Origin of the sequence: [Roseibacterium] beibuensis, assembly GCF_039542305.1 — a bacterium.
GTDB lineage: Bacteria > Pseudomonadota > Alphaproteobacteria > Rhodobacterales > Rhodobacteraceae > Roseibacterium > Roseibacterium beibuensis.
Window position 1 is genome coordinate 367,717 of sequence record NZ_BAABHW010000001.1, and the last position, 17,233, is coordinate 384,949.

Sequence of the window (17,233 nt, forward strand, 5' to 3'; positions counted from 1 at the left end):
ACCTGCCCCATCTTTATCCGCGAAATATGCCGGGGTCCGGGGCAGCGCCCCGGTCCGCCGTCAGATCACGAAGGACAGGCGCCGGTTCAGCGGCAGATCCCGCACGCGTTCGCCCGTCAGGTCATAGATCGCGTTGGCCAAGGCGGGCATGGAGGGCGGCACGGCAGGTTCGCCAACGCCGCCCAAGTGGGATTGCGTCTCAAGGATGCGTACCTCGATCTCGGGGCTGTTATGCAGGCGCAGCGAGTCGAAATCCGGGAAGTTCCACTGCTCCACCTCGCCCCCGGCAAAGCTGATTTCCTGCATGGCCGCCGCCGACAGGCCCCAGATCACGCCGCCGGACATTTGCGCTTCGATGATGGCCGGGTCCAACGCCGTTCCGACATCGCAGGCCACCCAGGCCCGATCGATCGAGATATCACCGTCTTGGTCCGTGACCTCGACCACGACAGCCACCGCGGTGTGGAAGGAATAGGTCAGCGCGACGCCACGCCCGGTTCCTTCGGGGGTGCTGCCTGTCCAGCCGGACATTTCGGCCACGGCCTCCAGCACACCGGCCGAGGGCGCGTGTTCGCGCCGCGCAAGATCCAGACGGAAGGCCAGGGGATCGCGCTGCACGGCAGCGGCCATCTCGTCGATGAAGCTTTCCATGAAGAACCCGTTGAACGAGTTGCCGACCGACCGCCAGAACCCGATCGGGACGTCCAGATCCGCAAGATGCCCGCTGACCCGGTAACTCGGGATGGCGTAGGGCTGGTTGAACATCCCCTCGACATGGCCCTTGTCCGGGCCGCTGGGGGACAGGCCCGTCATGCGCTGCATGGATTGCCGGGTGACCGAGGGCGCTGCGACGCGCCCTTCCAATGCCGTGGCAAAGCCACCCCGCAAGACACCGCGCATCCGGGCCGCCGCCGCCGGGCGGTAGAAATCATGCCGCATGTCTTCTTCGCGGGACCATGTGACCTTGACCGGTGTGCCCTGGATCGCGCGGGCCACGCGGGCGGCTTGCACGACGAAATCCGTCTCTCCACGCCGTCCGAACCCGCCGCCGAGAAAGGTCACTTGGCAGGTCACCTGGTCTGTGTCCAGATCAACCGCCTCGGCCGCGCGTTGCTCGGCAAATCCGGGGGCCTGGCTGCCGGTCCAGATGTCCAGCGCATCCCCGGTGTAAAGGGCCGTCGCATTCATCGGTTCCATCGTGGCGTGGGCCAGCCAGGGAACGGTATATTCCGCCTCGATCACGCGATCTTCCGGCGAGATATCGAGCGCGTCGAGATCGCCATCGTCGCGCAGCATGGAATTCGGCGCGTTGTCCAATGCGGCGCGGATCACGTTCATCATTTCGTCCGACGTGTCGGGGTAGGGGGCCGCCGCCCACTCGATCTCGACCGCGTCGGCGGCCTGCATGGCGAGCCACGTGTTACTGGCGACAACGGCAATCCCGTCCGTCAGATCGACGACACGCTCCACGCCGGGCATGCCTTCGGCGGCGCTGGCGTCAAAGCTCAGCATGCCGCCGCCGAGCCTTGGATTGCGGCGCACGGCGGCGAATTTCATGCCGGGCAGACGCACATCCAGCCCGAATTCCGCGGTTCCGGTCGACTTGGCGATCATGTCCGTGCGCGGCATGGACCGGCCTAGGTAGCGCCAATCTTCCGGGTCCCGCAACGCGGCGCGACGCGGCGGGTCGATCTCCGCGGCGGCTGGGGCCAGTTCGGCATAGCTCAGCTCGATGCCGCCGGGCGCGATGACCTTGCCATCCCGTGTCGTCAGCGACCCAAGCGGCATGTTGAGCCTCTCTGCCGCCGCCCTTTTCAGCGTCTCCCGCGCGGTCGCGCCGGCCATGCGCAGTTTCTCGAACGCATCGATGGTCGAGGTCGAGCCGCCGGTCACCTGCAACCCGATCATCTTGGGCAGCACGGTCATGGCTTCGATCATGACCTCGTGGAAACCGGTGCGTTCATAGTCGTTGATGGGCAGGCCGTGGGACATCACGGCCCCGTTGTAATAGGCCTGCGCCGCGGGGCCGTGCATCACGCGCACATCCTCCCACGCCACGTCGAGTTCTTCCGCCACAAGGGCGGGCAGAGTGGTGTAGACGCCTTGGCCCATCTCGGCCCGCGCGGCGATCAGGGTGACGCCCTCCTGGTCGATCAGGATCCATGGATTAAGCGTCGCCTGCCCGTCGCCCGGTTGCAGCGGGTTCGGTAGATCGCGGCGATACTGCCAGACGCCGAACGCAACGCCGCTCGCGATGGCGGCAGATCCGACAAGCAGCGTGCGGCGGGTGATCTTACCCCAGTTCGGCATCGTTCAGCCCTCCCGCCCAAGCGCATCGGCGGCGGCATGGATCGCGGCGCGGATGCGGGGATATGTGCCACACCGGCATAGATTTTCGGACATGGCGAGGTCGATCTCCTCGTCGGAGGGGTTCGGGGTTTCAGAGAGCAGTGCTGCGGCCTGCATGATCTGGCCCGATTGGCAGTAGCCGCATTGCGCCACCTGATGCTCGACCCAGGCTTGCTGCACCGCATGAAGCGCGCTTGGGGTGCCCAAGCCTTCGATCGTGGTCACCGGCCCCCGGACATCGGCCAGCGCGACCTGGCACGCGCGCATCGCTTCGCCGTCGATATGCACGGTGCACGACCCGCAGGACGCGACGCCGCAACCGTATTTCGTACCGGTGAGCCCAAGTTCATCCCGCAAGACCCAGAGAAGCGGGACATCGTCGGGCAGGTCCACCTGGTAGTCGGTCCCGTTCACGGTCAGCGTGGTTGGCATCTTTGGCTCCCTGCGGCGTCTTTGAACGTTTCTGACAAAGATGTCTTGACTTGTCAGTATGTCAATTGACGGTTTGGACGGAAAACGTCAGAAAATAATCATGGACGTGCAACCTCCCATCCCCTCGCTTTTCGAGCGCATCACCGCATCGGTGCCGGATGAAAAGGCGCGCGTTATCTTGCGCGCCGGATATGACAGTTTCCTTCGCTTTGGGCTGCGGCGCTCGTCGATGCAGGACATAGCGGACCGGGCGGGCATGTCGCGCGCGGCGCTCTATCTGCATTTCCGGAACAAGGATGACATCTTCCGCGCGTTGATGGAGGCCTGTTTCACAGCCGCGTCCGAGGCCGTGGCCGACACCCTTGCGCAGCATGATGACCCGGTGGAGGCGCTGACAGCGGCCTTCGCCGTGCAGGTTGGCGACGCCGCCGAGGCAATGATGAGATCCCCGCATGCCGAGGAATTGCTGTCGCACAAGCGCGGGGCGGCCGCCGATATCGTTGCCGCGGGGATGCGTCGGTTGGCGGACGTCTACGGCGTTTGGCTGGCATCCTCGGTGATGGCGGGACGCATCGCGCCCGAGGCCATTGACGGGAACCCTCATCGCACCGCCACCACAATTCTCTCGGCGCTCGATGGGTTGAAGCACGAAGGCTTGGCTTGGGCCGATTACCTCGATGCGCGCGACCGCTTGGCCCTGTTGTTCGGACGCGCGCTGCGCCGGTCCTGATCAGCCGGACGAGGCCAAGCGGGCGGGCCAAGCCACGCGGCCCATCTTGAACCGCAACAGGCCGGTCGCCCGTGTTGCGATCACCGCGCCCCAGATCGCCAACAGGTTCGCCATCACCGCCGCGCCAAGGATGCCGATATAGCCGAACGTCCAAACGCCCAGCCATGCAAGGGGCAGGTAGATGGCGAAGATGCGGGCCAGCGATAGCGACATGGACCAAAGGGCCCTGGAGCGCGCATTCATTGCCGCGTTGGCGGTGACCAGAATGCCGTAACCTCCAAGGCTCCACCCGACGACCTTGAGATAAAGCGCCGCGTGTCGCGTGGCTTCTTCGCCCGAGGCGATGGTTGCGGCGATGGGCGAGGCAAAAAGGAACAGACCAGCGCCGGCGAGCAAACCATAGCCCGCACAGATCAGGAAAGTCTGTCGCAGGGCCTGTCTTGCCCGGTCTTGCTTGTCGGCGCCCCAGTTCTGGCCCACGACCGGCCCGATGCCCGCCGAAAGCGCCAGAAGCGGGACTATCGCCAAAGCCTGCACGCGTGTGGCTGCTCCGAACCCCGCCACATAAGCCTGGCCCAGGGTGGCGACCGCCGCGGTGACGAGCGCCATGCCCGCCGGGTTGATCGCATTGGAGAACGCGGCCGGGGCGCCGACCTTCACCAACTCGCGCGTATTGCGGGCAAGATCGGTCAGCGGGTTGCCACAACTGCCGATCAACCCCCTGCGCCACGCCCATGTCAGCGCCAGCGCCATGGCAAGCGCGCGTGCCACGAGTGTCGCCCAGGCCGCTCCGGCGACGTCGAATGCGGGGAGGGGGCCCAGTCCGAAAATCAGGATCGGGTCGAGGCCGATATTGACGATGGCGGCCACCACCATGGTTGCCGCCGCCCGCATCCCGTCGCCATGGGCCCGGAAGGCCGCGTTGCCCACCATCATTGCGACCAGGAAGGGGAAGGATGCGCACCAGATCGGGATATAGGCCCCGATATGGCCCAACACCGCGTCATCGGCCCCCATCAGCGCAAACACCGTGGGGTAGGCCAGCCAAAGCATTGCCGCGACCGCCGCCGCAAGAAGCGTGCCGAGGCCGATGGCTTGCAGGGCGGCGCGCTGCACGGCGCTGTTGTTGCGCGCGCGTCCGATGGATTGGCTGAGGACGGCATTCGCGCCTGCCGATAGCCCGATGGACAGCGACGTGATCGCCGTCGTCACCGGAAAGATGAAGCCCACGGCGGCCAGCGGCCCCTGACCCAGCTGCCCAAGGAAATAGGCGTCGGCCAGGCCGATCGAGATCACGGCGAGGATACCCAGGGACATGGGCGCAGAGACCACGGCCAAGGCGCGCGCGGTGGATCCTTCGGTCAGGGTGCGGGTCTGCGGATTGCTCATTGGTCCCCGTGCGGTGTCACCGCAGACCAATGCACGGCCCGCCCTTCGGTTCCCGATGGGCTGAAACGAACAACGCCGGGCGTGTTGGCCCGGCGTTGCGTCGTGATGGTCTCTGTTGTCAGCGCCCGCGAATGCGGGGGTCGAGCGCATCGCGCAGACCGTCGCCGATATAGTTCACGCTCAGCACCGTCAGCGAGATCGCCATGCCCGGCCAGATCACGCGCTCGGGGTTCTGTTGCAACCAGTCGGTTGCGTCGAACAGAAGCCGCCCCCAGGTCGGGAAGTCCGACGGGAAACCGAGGCCGAGGAAGCTCAGCGCGCTTTCGGTGATGATCGCGTTGGCGATCCCCAGCGTCGCCGACACCATGATCGGCGACATGACGTTGGGCAGGATGTGGCGCAGGATCATCCGGCTTGGCCGTGTCCCGATGCTTTTGGCCGCCAGCACGAATTCCCGCTCCTTGATGGCCAACACGTCGCCGCGCACCACGCGTGCCGTCTGCATCCAGCTCGTGATCCCGATCACGAAGACGATCAGGATGAAGATCCCGCCCTCGGGGCCGAAGGCGGCGCGAAGCTGGTCGCGGAACAGCATGATGATGACGAGGAGCAGCGGCAGCAGCGGCAGCGCAAGGAACAGGTCGGTCAGCCGCATCAGCGGTCCGTCGAGTTTCTTGAAATACCCGGCGAGCACGCCGATCAACGTCCCGACGAACAGGGCCAGCAGCATCGCGGTCAGGCCAACCGAGATCGAGGTCTGCCCACCCGCCATCATGCGCGCCATCGTATCGCGGCCCAGCTGGTCGGCGCCCATCGGATGCGCCAGGCTCGGCCCCGTGTTGCGCGCCCGGATGTCGATGTATTGCGGATCGATCGTCCAGATCAGGGGGCCCACGAAGACGAAGAGCAGGGCGAAAATGAAGAAGCCGAGGCCAAAGAGCGCGCCCTTGTGCGTCCGGAACTGCTCCCACACGTCCCACCACTGGTTTCGTGGCGGGGCCGAGGCCTCCATCTCCATCACGGGGGCGGCGCCAGCCGGGGTGGCCCCGGCGGTTTGCAGCGGCTGGTTCGGGCGGTCTGCGGGATCTTGGAGATCAGTCATAGCGGATCCTCGGGTCGAGCAAGCCGTAGAGGATATCGGCGAGAAGATTGAAGAGCACGATCAGGATCGCGAAGATGAAGCTCACGGTTTGCACCACGGGCACGTCGCCGCCCTGGATCGCGATGATCAGAAGCTGGCCGATGCCGTTCACCTTGAACACCTGCTCGGTGATGATGGCGCCGCCGAACACGGCCGGGATGTTGAGCGCGATCACGGTGACGACCGGGATCATCGAGTTGCGCAGCACGTGGACGAGCACCACCGTCTTTTCCGTCAGGCCCTTGGCCCGCGCGGTGCGCACGTAATCCTGGTTCAGGTTGTCCAGCATCGAGGCGCGCATGTAGCGGCTGATCTGCGACGCGTTGTACAGGCCAAGCACCATGACGGGCATGATGATCTGCTTGAGCTGAACCACGAAGCTGTCCCAGTCCGTCACCTCGTGGGTCGTGTCGTAGACCGACGGGAACCAGCCCAGTTGAACGGCGAAGATCACGATGAACAGAACGCCGGTGAAGAAGGTCGGAACCGAGAAGCCAACCATCGAGACGAACGTGCCGATCTGATCGAACACCGAATACTGCCGGTAGGCCGAAATGATCCCCAGAGGCATCGCGATGATGATGCCGACGATATAGGACGTGCCCACCACCCACAGCGTCTGCGGCATGCGCTGAACGATCAGGTCCATGACGGGGCTGCGGGTCTGGTAGGAGATGATCCGCGTGCCGTCTTCGGGGGCAAGCGATGTCCCGAGCCAGCCATCGATCAGATGCAGCGGCTCATCCCACAGCATCAGCTTCAGCCATTTGAAATACTGGACCAAGACCGGGTCGTTCACGCCCAGGCTTTCGCGGATCTGTTCGCGCACCTCTGGCGGAATGGTCAGGGGCAGACCGGCGGTCGGGTCCGATGGCGACAGCTTCACGATCAGGAAGATGATGAAACTGATGAACAGAAGCGTCGGGATTGCCGTGAGTAGGCGACGGATGGTGAATGTCAGCATGGGCCAACGCCTCGGGTCATGAGTTCGACTTTCCGGGGTAGAGGGATAGGAAGGCCCGCGCGCAGGACGCGCGGGCCTGTCGTTTCAGATCAGGCGATCATTCCTGGATACGATACCAGTCCATGATGTTCCACAGTTCGGAATCCCAGTCCGACATGCGGATGCCGCCCAGCGTGTTGGCATGGGCCGACACGCCGCCACGGTGGATCAGCGGGATGATCGAGTAGGACTGCACCAGCATGTCGTTCTGCATCATCGCGATGCGGCCACGCTCGGCGAGGTCGGCCGTCATGGCCATCTCGGCGATCAGGGCGTCATACTCTTCCGAGCAGAAACGCTGGATGTTCGAGCCCTGCCACTGCGTCTCGGGGCTCGGGATCTCGTCGCAGGCCCAGTTGGCCATGTAGGCCTGCGGGTCAACACCGGCGAAGTTGTTGGTGTACATTTCGACGTCGGCATAGAACTTCTGGAAGGTGTCGGGCGAGCCCGGGTCACCGCCGAAGAAGACCGACGCGTCGATGTTGCGCAGCTCGGCGTCGATGCCGATTTCCGCCCACCACTGCTTGACCAGCGCCTGGGTGTCCTGGCGGACAGCGTTGGTCGAGGTCTGGTAGAGAACGCGCAGCGGGGTGCCTTCGTACTCGCGGATGCCGTCGCCGTCGGTGTCGACAATGCCGGCCTCGTCGAGCAGCGCGTTCGCGCCGTCGATGTCCTGCACCAGGCAGCCATCGTTGGCGGTCGAGGCATAGGCCTCGGGCGCGGGCAGCACGTTACAGGTCGGCTGGCCACCGGCCCCGTAGCCGATTTCCACCAGCAGGGCGCGGTCGATCGCCATCGACATGGCCTGGCCGATGATCGGGTTGGTCAGGAACGGGTGCGGACCAGCTTCGGCCGTCGAGCGGATGTCGCCAAGCGCCGGATCGGGGTTGAACTGGTTCATGTGCAGACGCTCGACCGAGGTGCCGAAGGCGGTGACCACGGTGCCCAGACCGTTGGCTTCCATCTCGGCCAGAATGGTCGGGTCGATCTGCAGGTTCCAAGCGTAGTCGAACTCGCCGGTTTCGAGCACCGAACGTGCCGCAGCTGCCGCATCGCCGCCGCCCTTGAAGGTCACGGAGGCGAAGTAGGGGCGATCGGGGAAGCGGAAGTTTTCGTTCGCCACGAACTCGATCACGTCGTTCGGGCGGAAATCCGTCACCACGAAGGGACCGGTGCCGATCGGGCCGAAGTTGGCCTCGGTGCACTCGGGCGCGCGGGCGCCAAGGCATTCCGCGAACTGCGCGGCCTGGATCACCGGGCTCTCGGACCCGACGAAGGCGGTGTAGGGGAAGGGCGTGGCTTCTTCGAAGTTCACGCGCACCGTGCGGTCATCGAGCGCTTCGACGCTGGCCACACCGTCGAAATAGCTGGCCTGTGCACAGCCGCCTTCGGGATGGGTGCAGTATTCCCAGGTGAAGATGAAGTCGGCGGGCGTCAGCGCCGTACCGTCCGACCAGGTGACGCCTTCGGCGATCGTCCAGGTGATCGAGGTCAGGTCTTCGGCGACGCCGCCGTTCTCGATGGTCGGGATGGATTCGGCGAGCCACGGCTCCATTTCGCCGTTCTCGTTGAAGCGGGCGAGGGACTCGAGCACCAGCGAGGCCGATTCGACCTCTTTCGTGCCGCCCGAGAGATAAGGGTTCAGGGTCGACGGCGCCTGCCAATAGATGATGTTGAGGTGGCCGGAAGAGCCGCGCTCGGCGCCCTCCTGTGCCACAGCGGCGAGCGGGGTCAGCATCGCTGCCGCCGCGCCCATGAGAATCGCTGTTTTTTTCATTTCTATGTCTCTCTCTCCTTGTTGGTTCGCTCAGAGCCTCGTTGAGCTATGCCGCCTTGTCCGACGGTCTGGGCGAAGATTGGGCGGGTGACGCCCAGACGCAAGCAGCGCCGGGGTGGTCCGCCTCATCCGTGCATCGTTCGCGCAACTTGTTCAAAATGCAAGCCTACTGCCGTAGCGGAATGCACAACATTTGGGCGATCGCAGCATTTGACAGCAGATGGACCCCGGATTTACCGTCAGGCGACATCCCGACAGGAGCGACTCCCCCATGCTTGACCATCCCATCGCGCAGGTGCGCAATCTGCGCGTCGAGTTCGAAACGCGTAACGGAACCGTGGTCGGGGTGGAGGATGTCAGTTTCGAGGTCGGCGCCGGCGAGACGGTCTGCATCGTCGGGGAAAGCGGCTCGGGGAAATCGGTTTCGTCGCTGTCTCTGATGCGCCTCGTGGAATTCGGCGGCGGAGAGATTACCGGCGGCGAGTTGATCTTCGACCGCAAGGACGGCACCCCCATCGACCTCGCCAAGCAGCCCTCGGGGACGATGGGCGATATTCGCGGCAACGACATCGGCATGATCTTCCAGGAGCCGATGACCGCGCTGAACCCGGTGTTCACGATCGAACGTCAGCTGACCGAGGGCTTGTTGCGGCACAAGAACATGTCGCGCGAGGCCGCCCGCAACCGGGCGCTGGAACTGATGCGGCAGGTGCGCATCCCCGAACCGGAGCGACGCCTGAAGCAGTATCCGCATGAATTGTCGGGGGGCATGCGCCAGCGCGTCGTGATCGCGATTGCCCTCGCCTGCGAACCCAAGATCCTGATCGCGGACGAGCCGACCACGGCGCTCGACGTAACAATTCAGGCGGAAATCCTGAGCCTCATCAACCGGTTGAAGGAAGAAACCGGCACCTCGGTCATGTTCATCACGCACGACATGGCCGTGGTTGCGCAAATGGCCGACCGCGTTGTCGTCATGTATCGCGGCCACAAGGTCGAAGAAGGGCCGGTCGAGCAGATCTTCAACAACCCGCAGCACGATTACACCAAGGCCCTTCTGGCAGCGGTGCCGAAGCTGGGCGAGATGAAGGGCAAGACCCTGCCGGAACCGATGAAGCTGGTGGGCCGCGAGCACGTCGAGGCGGGGCCGATCACCGGCACCGACAAGGTGCTTTTGAAGGTCGAAAACCTCGTGACCCGCTTCCCGGTCAAGGGCGGCCTGTTTCGCCGGACCATCGCCAATGTCCACGCGGTCGAGGACGTGTCGCTGACGCTGAATGCTGGCCGCACCCTCAGCCTCGTGGGCGAATCCGGCTGCGGCAAGTCGACCTGCGGCCGGTCCATCCTGCGCCTGGTCGAACCGCTGTCCGGCAAGGTGGAACTCGACGGCAAGGACATCATCGCGCTCAACCATCGCGACCTGCAAAAGGCGCGGTTGGACATGCAGATGATCTTCCAGGATCCGTTCGCATCGCTCAACCCGCAGATGCGATTGGGCGTGCAGGTGGCCGAACCCCTGATCAACTACGGCGTTGGCGATGCGCAGGAACGCACGGACCGCGTGGCGAAGCTGTTTGACCGGGTGCGCCTGCCGCGTGATTTCATGCGCCGCTATCCGCACGAACTGTCCGGCGGTCAGCGCCAGCGCGTCGCGATCGCCCGCGCCCTCGCGCTCAACCCGAAACTGATCATCGCGGACGAGGCGGTCAGCGCGCTGGACGTGTCGGTTCAGGCCGAGGTTCTGAACCTGATGATGGAATTGCAGCAGGAACTGGGGCTGTCCTACCTGTTCATTTCGCACGACATGGCGGTCGTCGAACGGGTCAGCCACGATGTCGGCGTGATGTACCTGGGGCGCGTGGTCGAGATCGGGCCGCGACAGCAGGTGTTCGAAGACCCGCAGCACCCCTATACGCAAGCGCTGCTCAAGGCGGTGCCGATTGCCGATCCCGGCATGCGCAAGCTGGCGCGGGACCTGAACTTCAAGCCGATCCCGTCGCCGGTGCATCCCGTCGACTACGAACCCGAACCCTCGGTTTACCGAGAGGTCGGGCCGGGTCACCACATCCTCGTTACAGACAGCGGGTATTGAAACCTTGAAAAACACGCTCGGCGCTCGCGCCCTTCTGGACAAGCTCGTTTCGTTCCCCACCGTTTCCCGCGACAGCAACCTCGCCCTCGTCGACTGGGTCGAGGAGTACCTGAACAGCCACGGGATCAAGACCTATCGCGACTATGACGCGAGCGGTCACAAGGCCAGCCTCTACGCCCATGTCGGCCCCGAGGTCGATGGCGGGGTCGTGTTGTCGGGGCACACCGACGTCGTGCCCGTCGACGGGCAGGAATGGGACACCGACCCGTTTACCGTGGTCGAGAAAGACGGAAAGCTTTTCGGACGCGGCTGTTGCGACATGAAGGGCTTTGACGCCCTGGCCATCTGGGCCACGGTCGAAGCCGCGCGGCGCGGCGTGTCCCGCCCCGTGCAGCTTTGCCTCAGCCGGGATGAAGAGATCGGGTGCATCGGTGCGCCGCCGATGATCGAGAGAATGGCGACCCATCTGCCCCGTGCTTCGGTCGCCATCATCGGCGAGCCGACCAATATGGGCGTGGTGAACGGCCACAAGGGCGGGGTCGGCTACGACCTGCATTTCCACGGCTTCGAGGTGCATTCCTCGATCGCTTACACGGGCGTCTCCGCCATCATGGAGGGCGCCAAGCTGATCGACTGGGCCAACCGCGTGAACGAGGAAAACCGCGCCAAGGCAGATCCGAACAGCGATTACGATCCCCCCTACACGACGCTGCATGTCGGCATGATCCAGGGCGGCACGGCGCACAACATCACCGCCAAGGACTGCACCTTCGTGCTGTCGGCGCGGTGTGTGCCGACCGAATCGAACGAGTTCTGGGCCGACAGGATCATGGCCGAGGTCGCCCGGATCGAAGAGGGCATGAAAGCCATTCGCCCGGAAGCCTGGATCGAGGCGACCCCGAAATGGGACGTGCCGGGCCTCGCGGCCGAAACCGATGGCGCCGCCGAGGACGTGGTTCGGCGGATCACCGGCGAGAATGGCACCCGCGTCGTCAGCTACGGGACCGAAGCGGGGCAATTCCAGCGGGCGGGCTACTCCGCCGTCGTGTGCGGCCCGGGCGACATCGCGCAGGCCCATCAACCCAACGAATATCTGACCGTCGACCAGTTCAAGAAAGGCGAAACCTTCATGGCCCGCCTTCTTGACGCGCTTTCCTGAACGAGGACCCATCATGCCGATCAAGAACCGTCTCGCGGAACTGATGCCCGAGATCGCCGAATGGCGTCGCGAGATCCACATGAACCCCGAGTTGCTCTTCGATCTGCCCAAGACGACGGCAATGGTTGAAAAGAAGCTGAAGGAATTCGGCGTCGACGAGATCCATACCGGGATCGGGCGCTCGGGCATCGTCGCGCTGATCAAGGGCAAGACGGAGTCTTCGGGGCGCTGCATCGGGTTGCGCGCCGACATGGATGCGCTTCCGATGGACGAACACACCGGCCTGCCGCATGCCAGCCAGACGCCCGGCAAGATGCATGCCTGCGGCCATGACGGTCACACCGCGATGCTGTTGGGGGCTGCCAAGTATTTGTCCGAGACGCGCAATTTTGACGGTACGGTCGCGCTGATCTTCCAGCCCGCCGAAGAGGGTGGCGGGGGCGGCGACCTCATGGTGCGCGACGGGATGATGGAGCGCTTCGGCATCGACGAGGTCTATGGCATGCATAATGAGCCGGGCCTGCCCGTGGGGGAATTCGGCGTCTCGCCCGGGCCGATCATGGCGGCCGCCGACGAGTTCGAGGTTCGCATCGTCGGCAAGGGCGGGCATGCCGCGCGGCCGCATATGTGCGTCGACCCGACGCCCGCCGCCTGCGCCACGGTCATGGCGCTGCAGACCGTCGCCAGCCGGAATGTCGACCCGATCAAGGAAATCGTTGTCTCCGTCTGCACGCTGCGCACCGCGTCAGAGGCCTTCAACGTCATCCCGCCCGAGGTGCTGATCCGTGGCACCGTGCGCACCCTAGATGAGGAGGTGCGCGATATCGCCGAACGGCGGGTGACGCGGCTGATCCATTCCACCGCCGAGGCCTATGGCTGCGAGGCGCATCTCGATTACCATCGCGGCTACCCGGTCGTGGTCAACCATGACGAGAATGCCGAGATCGCCGCCGAGATCGCGCGCGCGGTGGCGGGTGACGAAAAGGTGCGTTGGGGCCGTCCGCCCCGCATGGGCGGCGAGGATTTCGCCTATATGCTCAACGCCCGCCCGGGTGCCTTCATCAACGTCGGCAATGGCGACAGCGCCGGCGTCCACCACCCCGAATATGACTTCAACGACGAAGCCATCCCCTACGGATGCAGCTTCTTCGCCGAACTCGTCGAACGACGAATGCCCGCCGCCTGAGGAGGCCCCGACATGCCGATCAAGAACCGCTTCGCCGAATTGCTGCCCGAGATCACCGAGTGGCGCCACGATTTCCACCGCCATCCCGAATTGATGTACGAGGTGCATCGCACCGCCGGGATCGTCGCGGAAAAACTGCGGGAGTTCGGCTGCGACGAGGTCGTCGAAGGGGTGGGCCAGACCGGGGTTGTCGGCGTCATCAAGGGACGGGAAAACGGGTCGGGCAAGGTCATCGCGCTCAGGGCTGACATGGATGCGTTGCCGATCCACGAACAGACCGGCGTCGGCTACGCGTCGGAAACACCCGGCGCGATGCATGCCTGCGGCCATGATGGGCACACCTCCATGCTGCTGGGGGCCGCGAAATACCTGTCGGAGACGCGCAATTTCGATGGCACGGTCGTGCTGTTGTTCCAGCCCGCTGAAGAAGGCGGGGCAGGGGGCAAGGCGATGGTCGATGACGGGGTGATGGACCGGTTCGACGTGGACGAGGTCTATGGCATGCACAATGGTCCCGGCATCCCAATCGGTCATTTCGTGACCCGCGCCGGGCCGTTGCAGGCGTCTTCGGACGAGTTCGACATCATCGTCACGGGCCTTGGCGGGCATGCAGCCGAGCCGCACAAGGCCGTTGATACGACGCTGGTCGCTTCGCAGATCGTGGTGTCGCTGCACAATATCGTGGCGCGCAATGTCGACCCGCTGAACCGCGTCGTGTTGACGGTCGGCACCTTCGAGACCGACAGCAACGCGACCAACATCATCGCCCATACCGCCAAACTGACCGGCACGGTCCGCTGCCTCGACCCCGAGGAGCGCGACCAGATGCAGGGCCGCATCACCCGCGTGGCCGAAGGGATCGCCGCCGCCTTTGGCGCGACGGTCGAGGTGGTCTGGCACCCCGGCTACCCGGTCACGGTGAATGACGCGACCGCGGTCGAACACGCGGTGGAGGCCGCGCGCGCCGTCGGCCTGGAGGTCGATGGCGACACCCGCCCCATCATGCCGTCCGAGGATTTCTCCTACATGCTGGAGGCGCGTCCCGGCGCCTATGTTTTCATCGGAAACGGCGATACGGCGATGTGCCATCACCCGAAGTACAATTTCGACGACGAGGCCATCCCTTACGGGTGCAGTTTCTTCGCCGAGATCGTTGAACGCCGGATGCCCGTGGCCAAGTAACACCCAAGACGCTCGCTCAAAAGAAAGACATACAGATGCCCGTGAAGAACCGTTTCGCCGAGATGCTGCCCGAGATCACCGAGTGGCGGCGCGATATCCATGAACACCCCGAGATCCTGTTCGAGACACACCGCACCGCGGCGCTTGTGGCGGACAAGCTCAAGGAATTCGGCTGTGACGAGGTGGTGACCGGCATCGGGCGCACTGGTGTGGTCGGCATCATCAAGGGCAAGACCGACAAGTCCGGCCGCACCATCGGGTTGCGCGCAGATATGGACGCGCTGCCGATCCACGAGGAAACCGGCCTCGACTATGCCTCGAAAACCCCCGGTGCGATGCATGCCTGCGGCCATGACGGTCATACCGCCATGCTGCTTGGGGCCGCGAAATACCTGGCCGAGACCCGGAATTTCGACGGCACGGTCGCGGTCATCTTCCAGCCTGCCGAAGAGGGTGGCGGCGGCGGTCGCGAGATGGTCGATGACGGCATGATGGATCGCTGGTCGATCGACGAGGTCTACGGCATGCACAACTGGCCGGGCGTGCCGACCGGCAGCTTCGCGATCCGCCCCGGTGCCTTTTTTGCGGCGGCGGACCTGTTCGAAATCAACGTGACTGGCCGTGGTGGCCATGCGGCGAAACCCCATGACACGATCGACACGACCGTGGTGGCCAGCCATATCGTCCTGGCGCTCCAGACCATCGCCAGCCGTAACGTGGACCCGGTGAAACAGGTCGTCGTCTCCGTCACCAGCTTCGAGACCGGCAGCCATGCCCATAACGTCATTCCCGAAACGGTGAAGATGAAGGGCACGGTGCGCACCCTCGACCCCGAGGTGCAGGACCTGACCGAGGCGCGCATGAAAGAGATCGTCGAGGGCACCGCCGCGACGTTCGGCGCCAAGGCCGAGCTGGTCTACAAGCGCAACTATCCCGTCATGGTGAATTCCGAGGAACAGACCGAGTTTGCGACCGAGGTGGCCCGCGACATCGCCGGCGACTGTGACGAGGCCCCGCTTGTCATGGGCGGCGAGGATTTCGCCTTCATGCTGAACGCGCGCCCCGGTGCGTACATCCTTGTCGGGAACGGGGACACCGCGATGGTTCACCACCCCAAGTATAACTTCAACGACGAGGCGATCCCGGCCGGGTGCTCGTGGTTGGCCGAGGTTGTCGAACGGCGGATGCCGGCGGCGTAACGCCAAGCCGAGCAAAATCCCTTTGGGCGGGCTTTTGCCCAACACGAAAGGTCACGGCTGAAGAGCCGTGGCCTTTTTCCTATATTCAACGGGTCCAGCTTTCGGAGGTTGTTCCATGCACCGGATTTCAATTGCCCTGGCCATCGCCATGACCGTTCCCCCCGCGGCCTTCGCCAATGGCGATGATCTGCCACCGCAACTTGTCGGCCCGGATTGGCAAGTCCTCCAGATCGGCGACGAAGACCTGCCCGAGGATGTCGAAGTCACCCTGACCATGGGGGAGGATGGTCGCCTTGCCGGTGCCGGTGGCTGCAACCGCTATTTCGCCGGATACGAGGTGACCGACGGCACGATCTCCGTGGCCGAGATCGCCAGCACGATGATGGCCTGCGAGGAGGCGCGAATGGCATTGGAACGGCGCTATTTCGATGCGCTTTCCCGGGTGGAGACTTACGCGTTCGACGAAGACGGGCTGCTTGTTCTGTCCGATGCGGATGGTGTCGCGATCACGGCCCGTGCGGGAGACGCCGAAGAGGACTAGCCGCCGGTATGGCTCATGTGGCGGCTGACCTGACCATCCACGCTCTGCCGGGAATAGTCGAAATCGTGCCCCTTGGGCTTGAGGGCGATCGCCTTCCGGATGGCGTCTTCCAGCACGGCGTCGTCGCTTGAGGCGCGCAGCGGCGCACGCAGGTCGGCCATGTCCTCTTGCCCGAGGCACATGTAAAGCTCGCCCGTGCAGGTCAGGCGCACGCGATTGCAGCTTTCGCAGAAATTATGCGTCAGCGGCGTGATGAAGCCGATCTTCTGTCCGGTCTCTTGCACCTGAACATAGCGCGCCGGACCCCCGGTGCGTTCCGCCAGGTCGATCAGGGTAAAGCGGTCTTCCAATCGGGCGCGCAGGTCCTTCAGCGACCAGTATTGGTCCAGCCGGTCCTCGTTGCCCAGATCGCCCATCGGCATGACCTCGATGAAGGTCAGGTCCATGTCGCGCGCGGCGCACCAGTCCTGCAGGGAAAAGAGCTCATCCTCGTTGAACCCTTTCAGCGCGACGGCGTTGATCTTCACGCGCAGCCCTGCGGCTTGCGCGGCGTCGATGCCTTCCATCACCTGTTTCAGGCGTCCCCAACGGGTGATGTCCGCGAATTTCTGGTCGTCCAGCGTGTCGAGCGACACGTTCACCCGCCGCACCCCCGCCGCGTAAAGCGGTTCGGCGAACTTGGCCAACTGGCTTCCGTTGGTGGTCAGTGTCAGTTCCTTCAACGCGCCCGAGTCAAGGTGCCGCGTCATGGCGTTGAAGAAGGTCATGATATCGCGGCGCACCAGCGGCTCTCCCCCCGTGATGCGCAGCTTTTCCACGCCGAGGCGGATGAAGGTCGAACACATCCGGTCCAACTCCTCCAGCGTCAGAAGCTCTTTCTTCGGCAGGAAGGTCATGTTCTCGGCCATGCAATAGACACAGCGAAAATCGCAGCGGTCGGTGACCGAGACGCGCAGATAGGAGATCGCGCGCGCGAACGGATCGATAAGAGGGGCGGTCGTTTCCATGGGTGAAGACTAGGTATCGCGCCGCCAACCCGCAAGCCTGTGCATG

At 64.4% G+C, this 17,233-nt stretch carries 14 protein-coding genes; 7 read left to right on the forward strand and 7 right to left on the reverse strand.

What is annotated here, in order from left to right:
- Positions 1–60 precede the first annotated feature (60 nt).
- Positions 61–2,310 carry a xanthine dehydrogenase family protein molybdopterin-binding subunit gene (locus ABD923_RS01840; protein ID WP_259546994.1) on the reverse strand — a complete coding sequence of 750 codons (2,250 nt, stop codon included), beginning with the start codon at positions 2,308–2,310 and terminating at the stop codon, positions 61–63.
- A 3-nt stretch (positions 2,311–2,313) separates the two neighbouring features.
- Positions 2,314–2,781, reverse strand: coding sequence for a (2Fe-2S)-binding protein (locus ABD923_RS01845; RefSeq protein ID WP_259546993.1), 468 nt, complete (start codon positions 2,779–2,781; stop codon positions 2,314–2,316).
- 100 nt (positions 2,782–2,881) lie between these two features.
- On the opposite strand from ABD923_RS01845, the gene ABD923_RS01850 reads away from it, so the two are divergent.
- Positions 2,882–3,511 carry a TetR/AcrR family transcriptional regulator gene (locus tag ABD923_RS01850; protein ID WP_259546991.1) on the forward strand — a complete coding sequence of 210 codons (630 nt, stop codon included), beginning with the start codon at positions 2,882–2,884 and terminating at the stop codon, positions 3,509–3,511.
- Here ABD923_RS01850 and ABD923_RS01855 read toward each other — a convergent pair whose 3' ends face one another.
- The 4 genes from ABD923_RS01855 to ABD923_RS01870 all read right to left on the reverse strand — a co-directional run bounded on the left by ABD923_RS01855 (position 3,512) and on the right by ABD923_RS01870 (position 8,821).
- Positions 3,512–4,900: an MATE family efflux transporter gene (locus tag ABD923_RS01855; RefSeq protein WP_259546989.1), complete on the reverse strand. Its 1,389-nt coding sequence runs from the start codon at positions 4,898–4,900 to the stop codon at positions 3,512–3,514.
- A 118-nt stretch (positions 4,901–5,018) separates the two neighbouring features.
- Positions 5,019–6,002 (reverse strand): ABC transporter permease, encoded by a 984-nt coding sequence (locus ABD923_RS01860; protein ID WP_405048276.1) that lies wholly within the window; start codon positions 6,000–6,002, stop codon positions 5,019–5,021.
- The gene (locus ABD923_RS01865) at positions 5,995–7,005 is read right to left on the reverse strand and encodes an ABC transporter permease (protein WP_259546987.1); all 1,011 of its coding nucleotides are present in this window, start codon (positions 7,003–7,005) and stop codon (positions 5,995–5,997) included. Before ABD923_RS01865 ends, ABD923_RS01860 begins: the two co-directional genes overlap by 8 nt.
- Positions 7,006–7,102: 97 nt before the next feature.
- Positions 7,103–8,821 (reverse strand): peptide ABC transporter substrate-binding protein, encoded by a 1,719-nt coding sequence (locus ABD923_RS01870; RefSeq protein ID WP_259546985.1) that lies wholly within the window; start codon positions 8,819–8,821, stop codon positions 7,103–7,105.
- A gap of 271 nt (positions 8,822–9,092) precedes the next feature.
- Here ABD923_RS01870 and ABD923_RS01875 point away from each other — a divergent pair, with 271 nt between their 5' ends.
- The 6 genes from ABD923_RS01875 (at position 9,093) to ABD923_RS01900 (ending at position 16,180) form a co-directional block, all read left to right on the forward strand.
- Entirely contained in the window at positions 9,093–10,913 is a 1,821-nt protein-coding gene (locus tag ABD923_RS01875; protein WP_259546984.1) for an ABC transporter ATP-binding protein, read from the forward strand.
- Positions 10,914–10,917: 4 nt separating this feature from the next.
- Complete coding sequence (gene argE, locus ABD923_RS01880) at positions 10,918–12,072, forward strand: acetylornithine deacetylase (protein ID WP_259546983.1); 1,155 nt, start codon at positions 10,918–10,920, stop codon at positions 12,070–12,072.
- A gap of 13 nt (positions 12,073–12,085) precedes the next feature.
- Positions 12,086–13,258 carry a M20 aminoacylase family protein gene (locus tag ABD923_RS01885; protein ID WP_259546982.1) on the forward strand — a complete coding sequence of 391 codons (1,173 nt, stop codon included), beginning with the start codon at positions 12,086–12,088 and terminating at the stop codon, positions 13,256–13,258.
- 12 nt (positions 13,259–13,270) lie between these two features.
- A complete protein-coding gene (locus tag ABD923_RS01890) occupies positions 13,271–14,440 on the forward strand; it encodes a M20 aminoacylase family protein (protein ID WP_259546981.1) in 1,170 nt (389 codons plus the stop codon).
- A gap of 35 nt (positions 14,441–14,475) precedes the next feature.
- Positions 14,476–15,639, forward strand: a complete 1,164-nt coding sequence (locus tag ABD923_RS01895) for a M20 aminoacylase family protein (protein WP_259546980.1) — start codon at positions 14,476–14,478, stop codon at positions 15,637–15,639.
- Between the two features lie 148 nt (positions 15,640–15,787).
- A complete protein-coding gene (locus ABD923_RS01900) occupies positions 15,788–16,180 on the forward strand; it encodes an META domain-containing protein (RefSeq protein ID WP_345229400.1) in 393 nt (130 codons plus the stop codon).
- On the opposite strand, the gene moaA is transcribed toward ABD923_RS01900, so the two are convergent.
- Positions 16,177–17,187 (reverse strand): GTP 3',8-cyclase MoaA, encoded by a 1,011-nt coding sequence (moaA, locus tag ABD923_RS01905; RefSeq protein ID WP_259546978.1) that lies wholly within the window; start codon positions 17,185–17,187, stop codon positions 16,177–16,179. The genes ABD923_RS01900 and moaA overlap by 4 nt on opposite strands.
- Between the last annotated feature and the right edge of the window lie 46 nt (positions 17,188–17,233).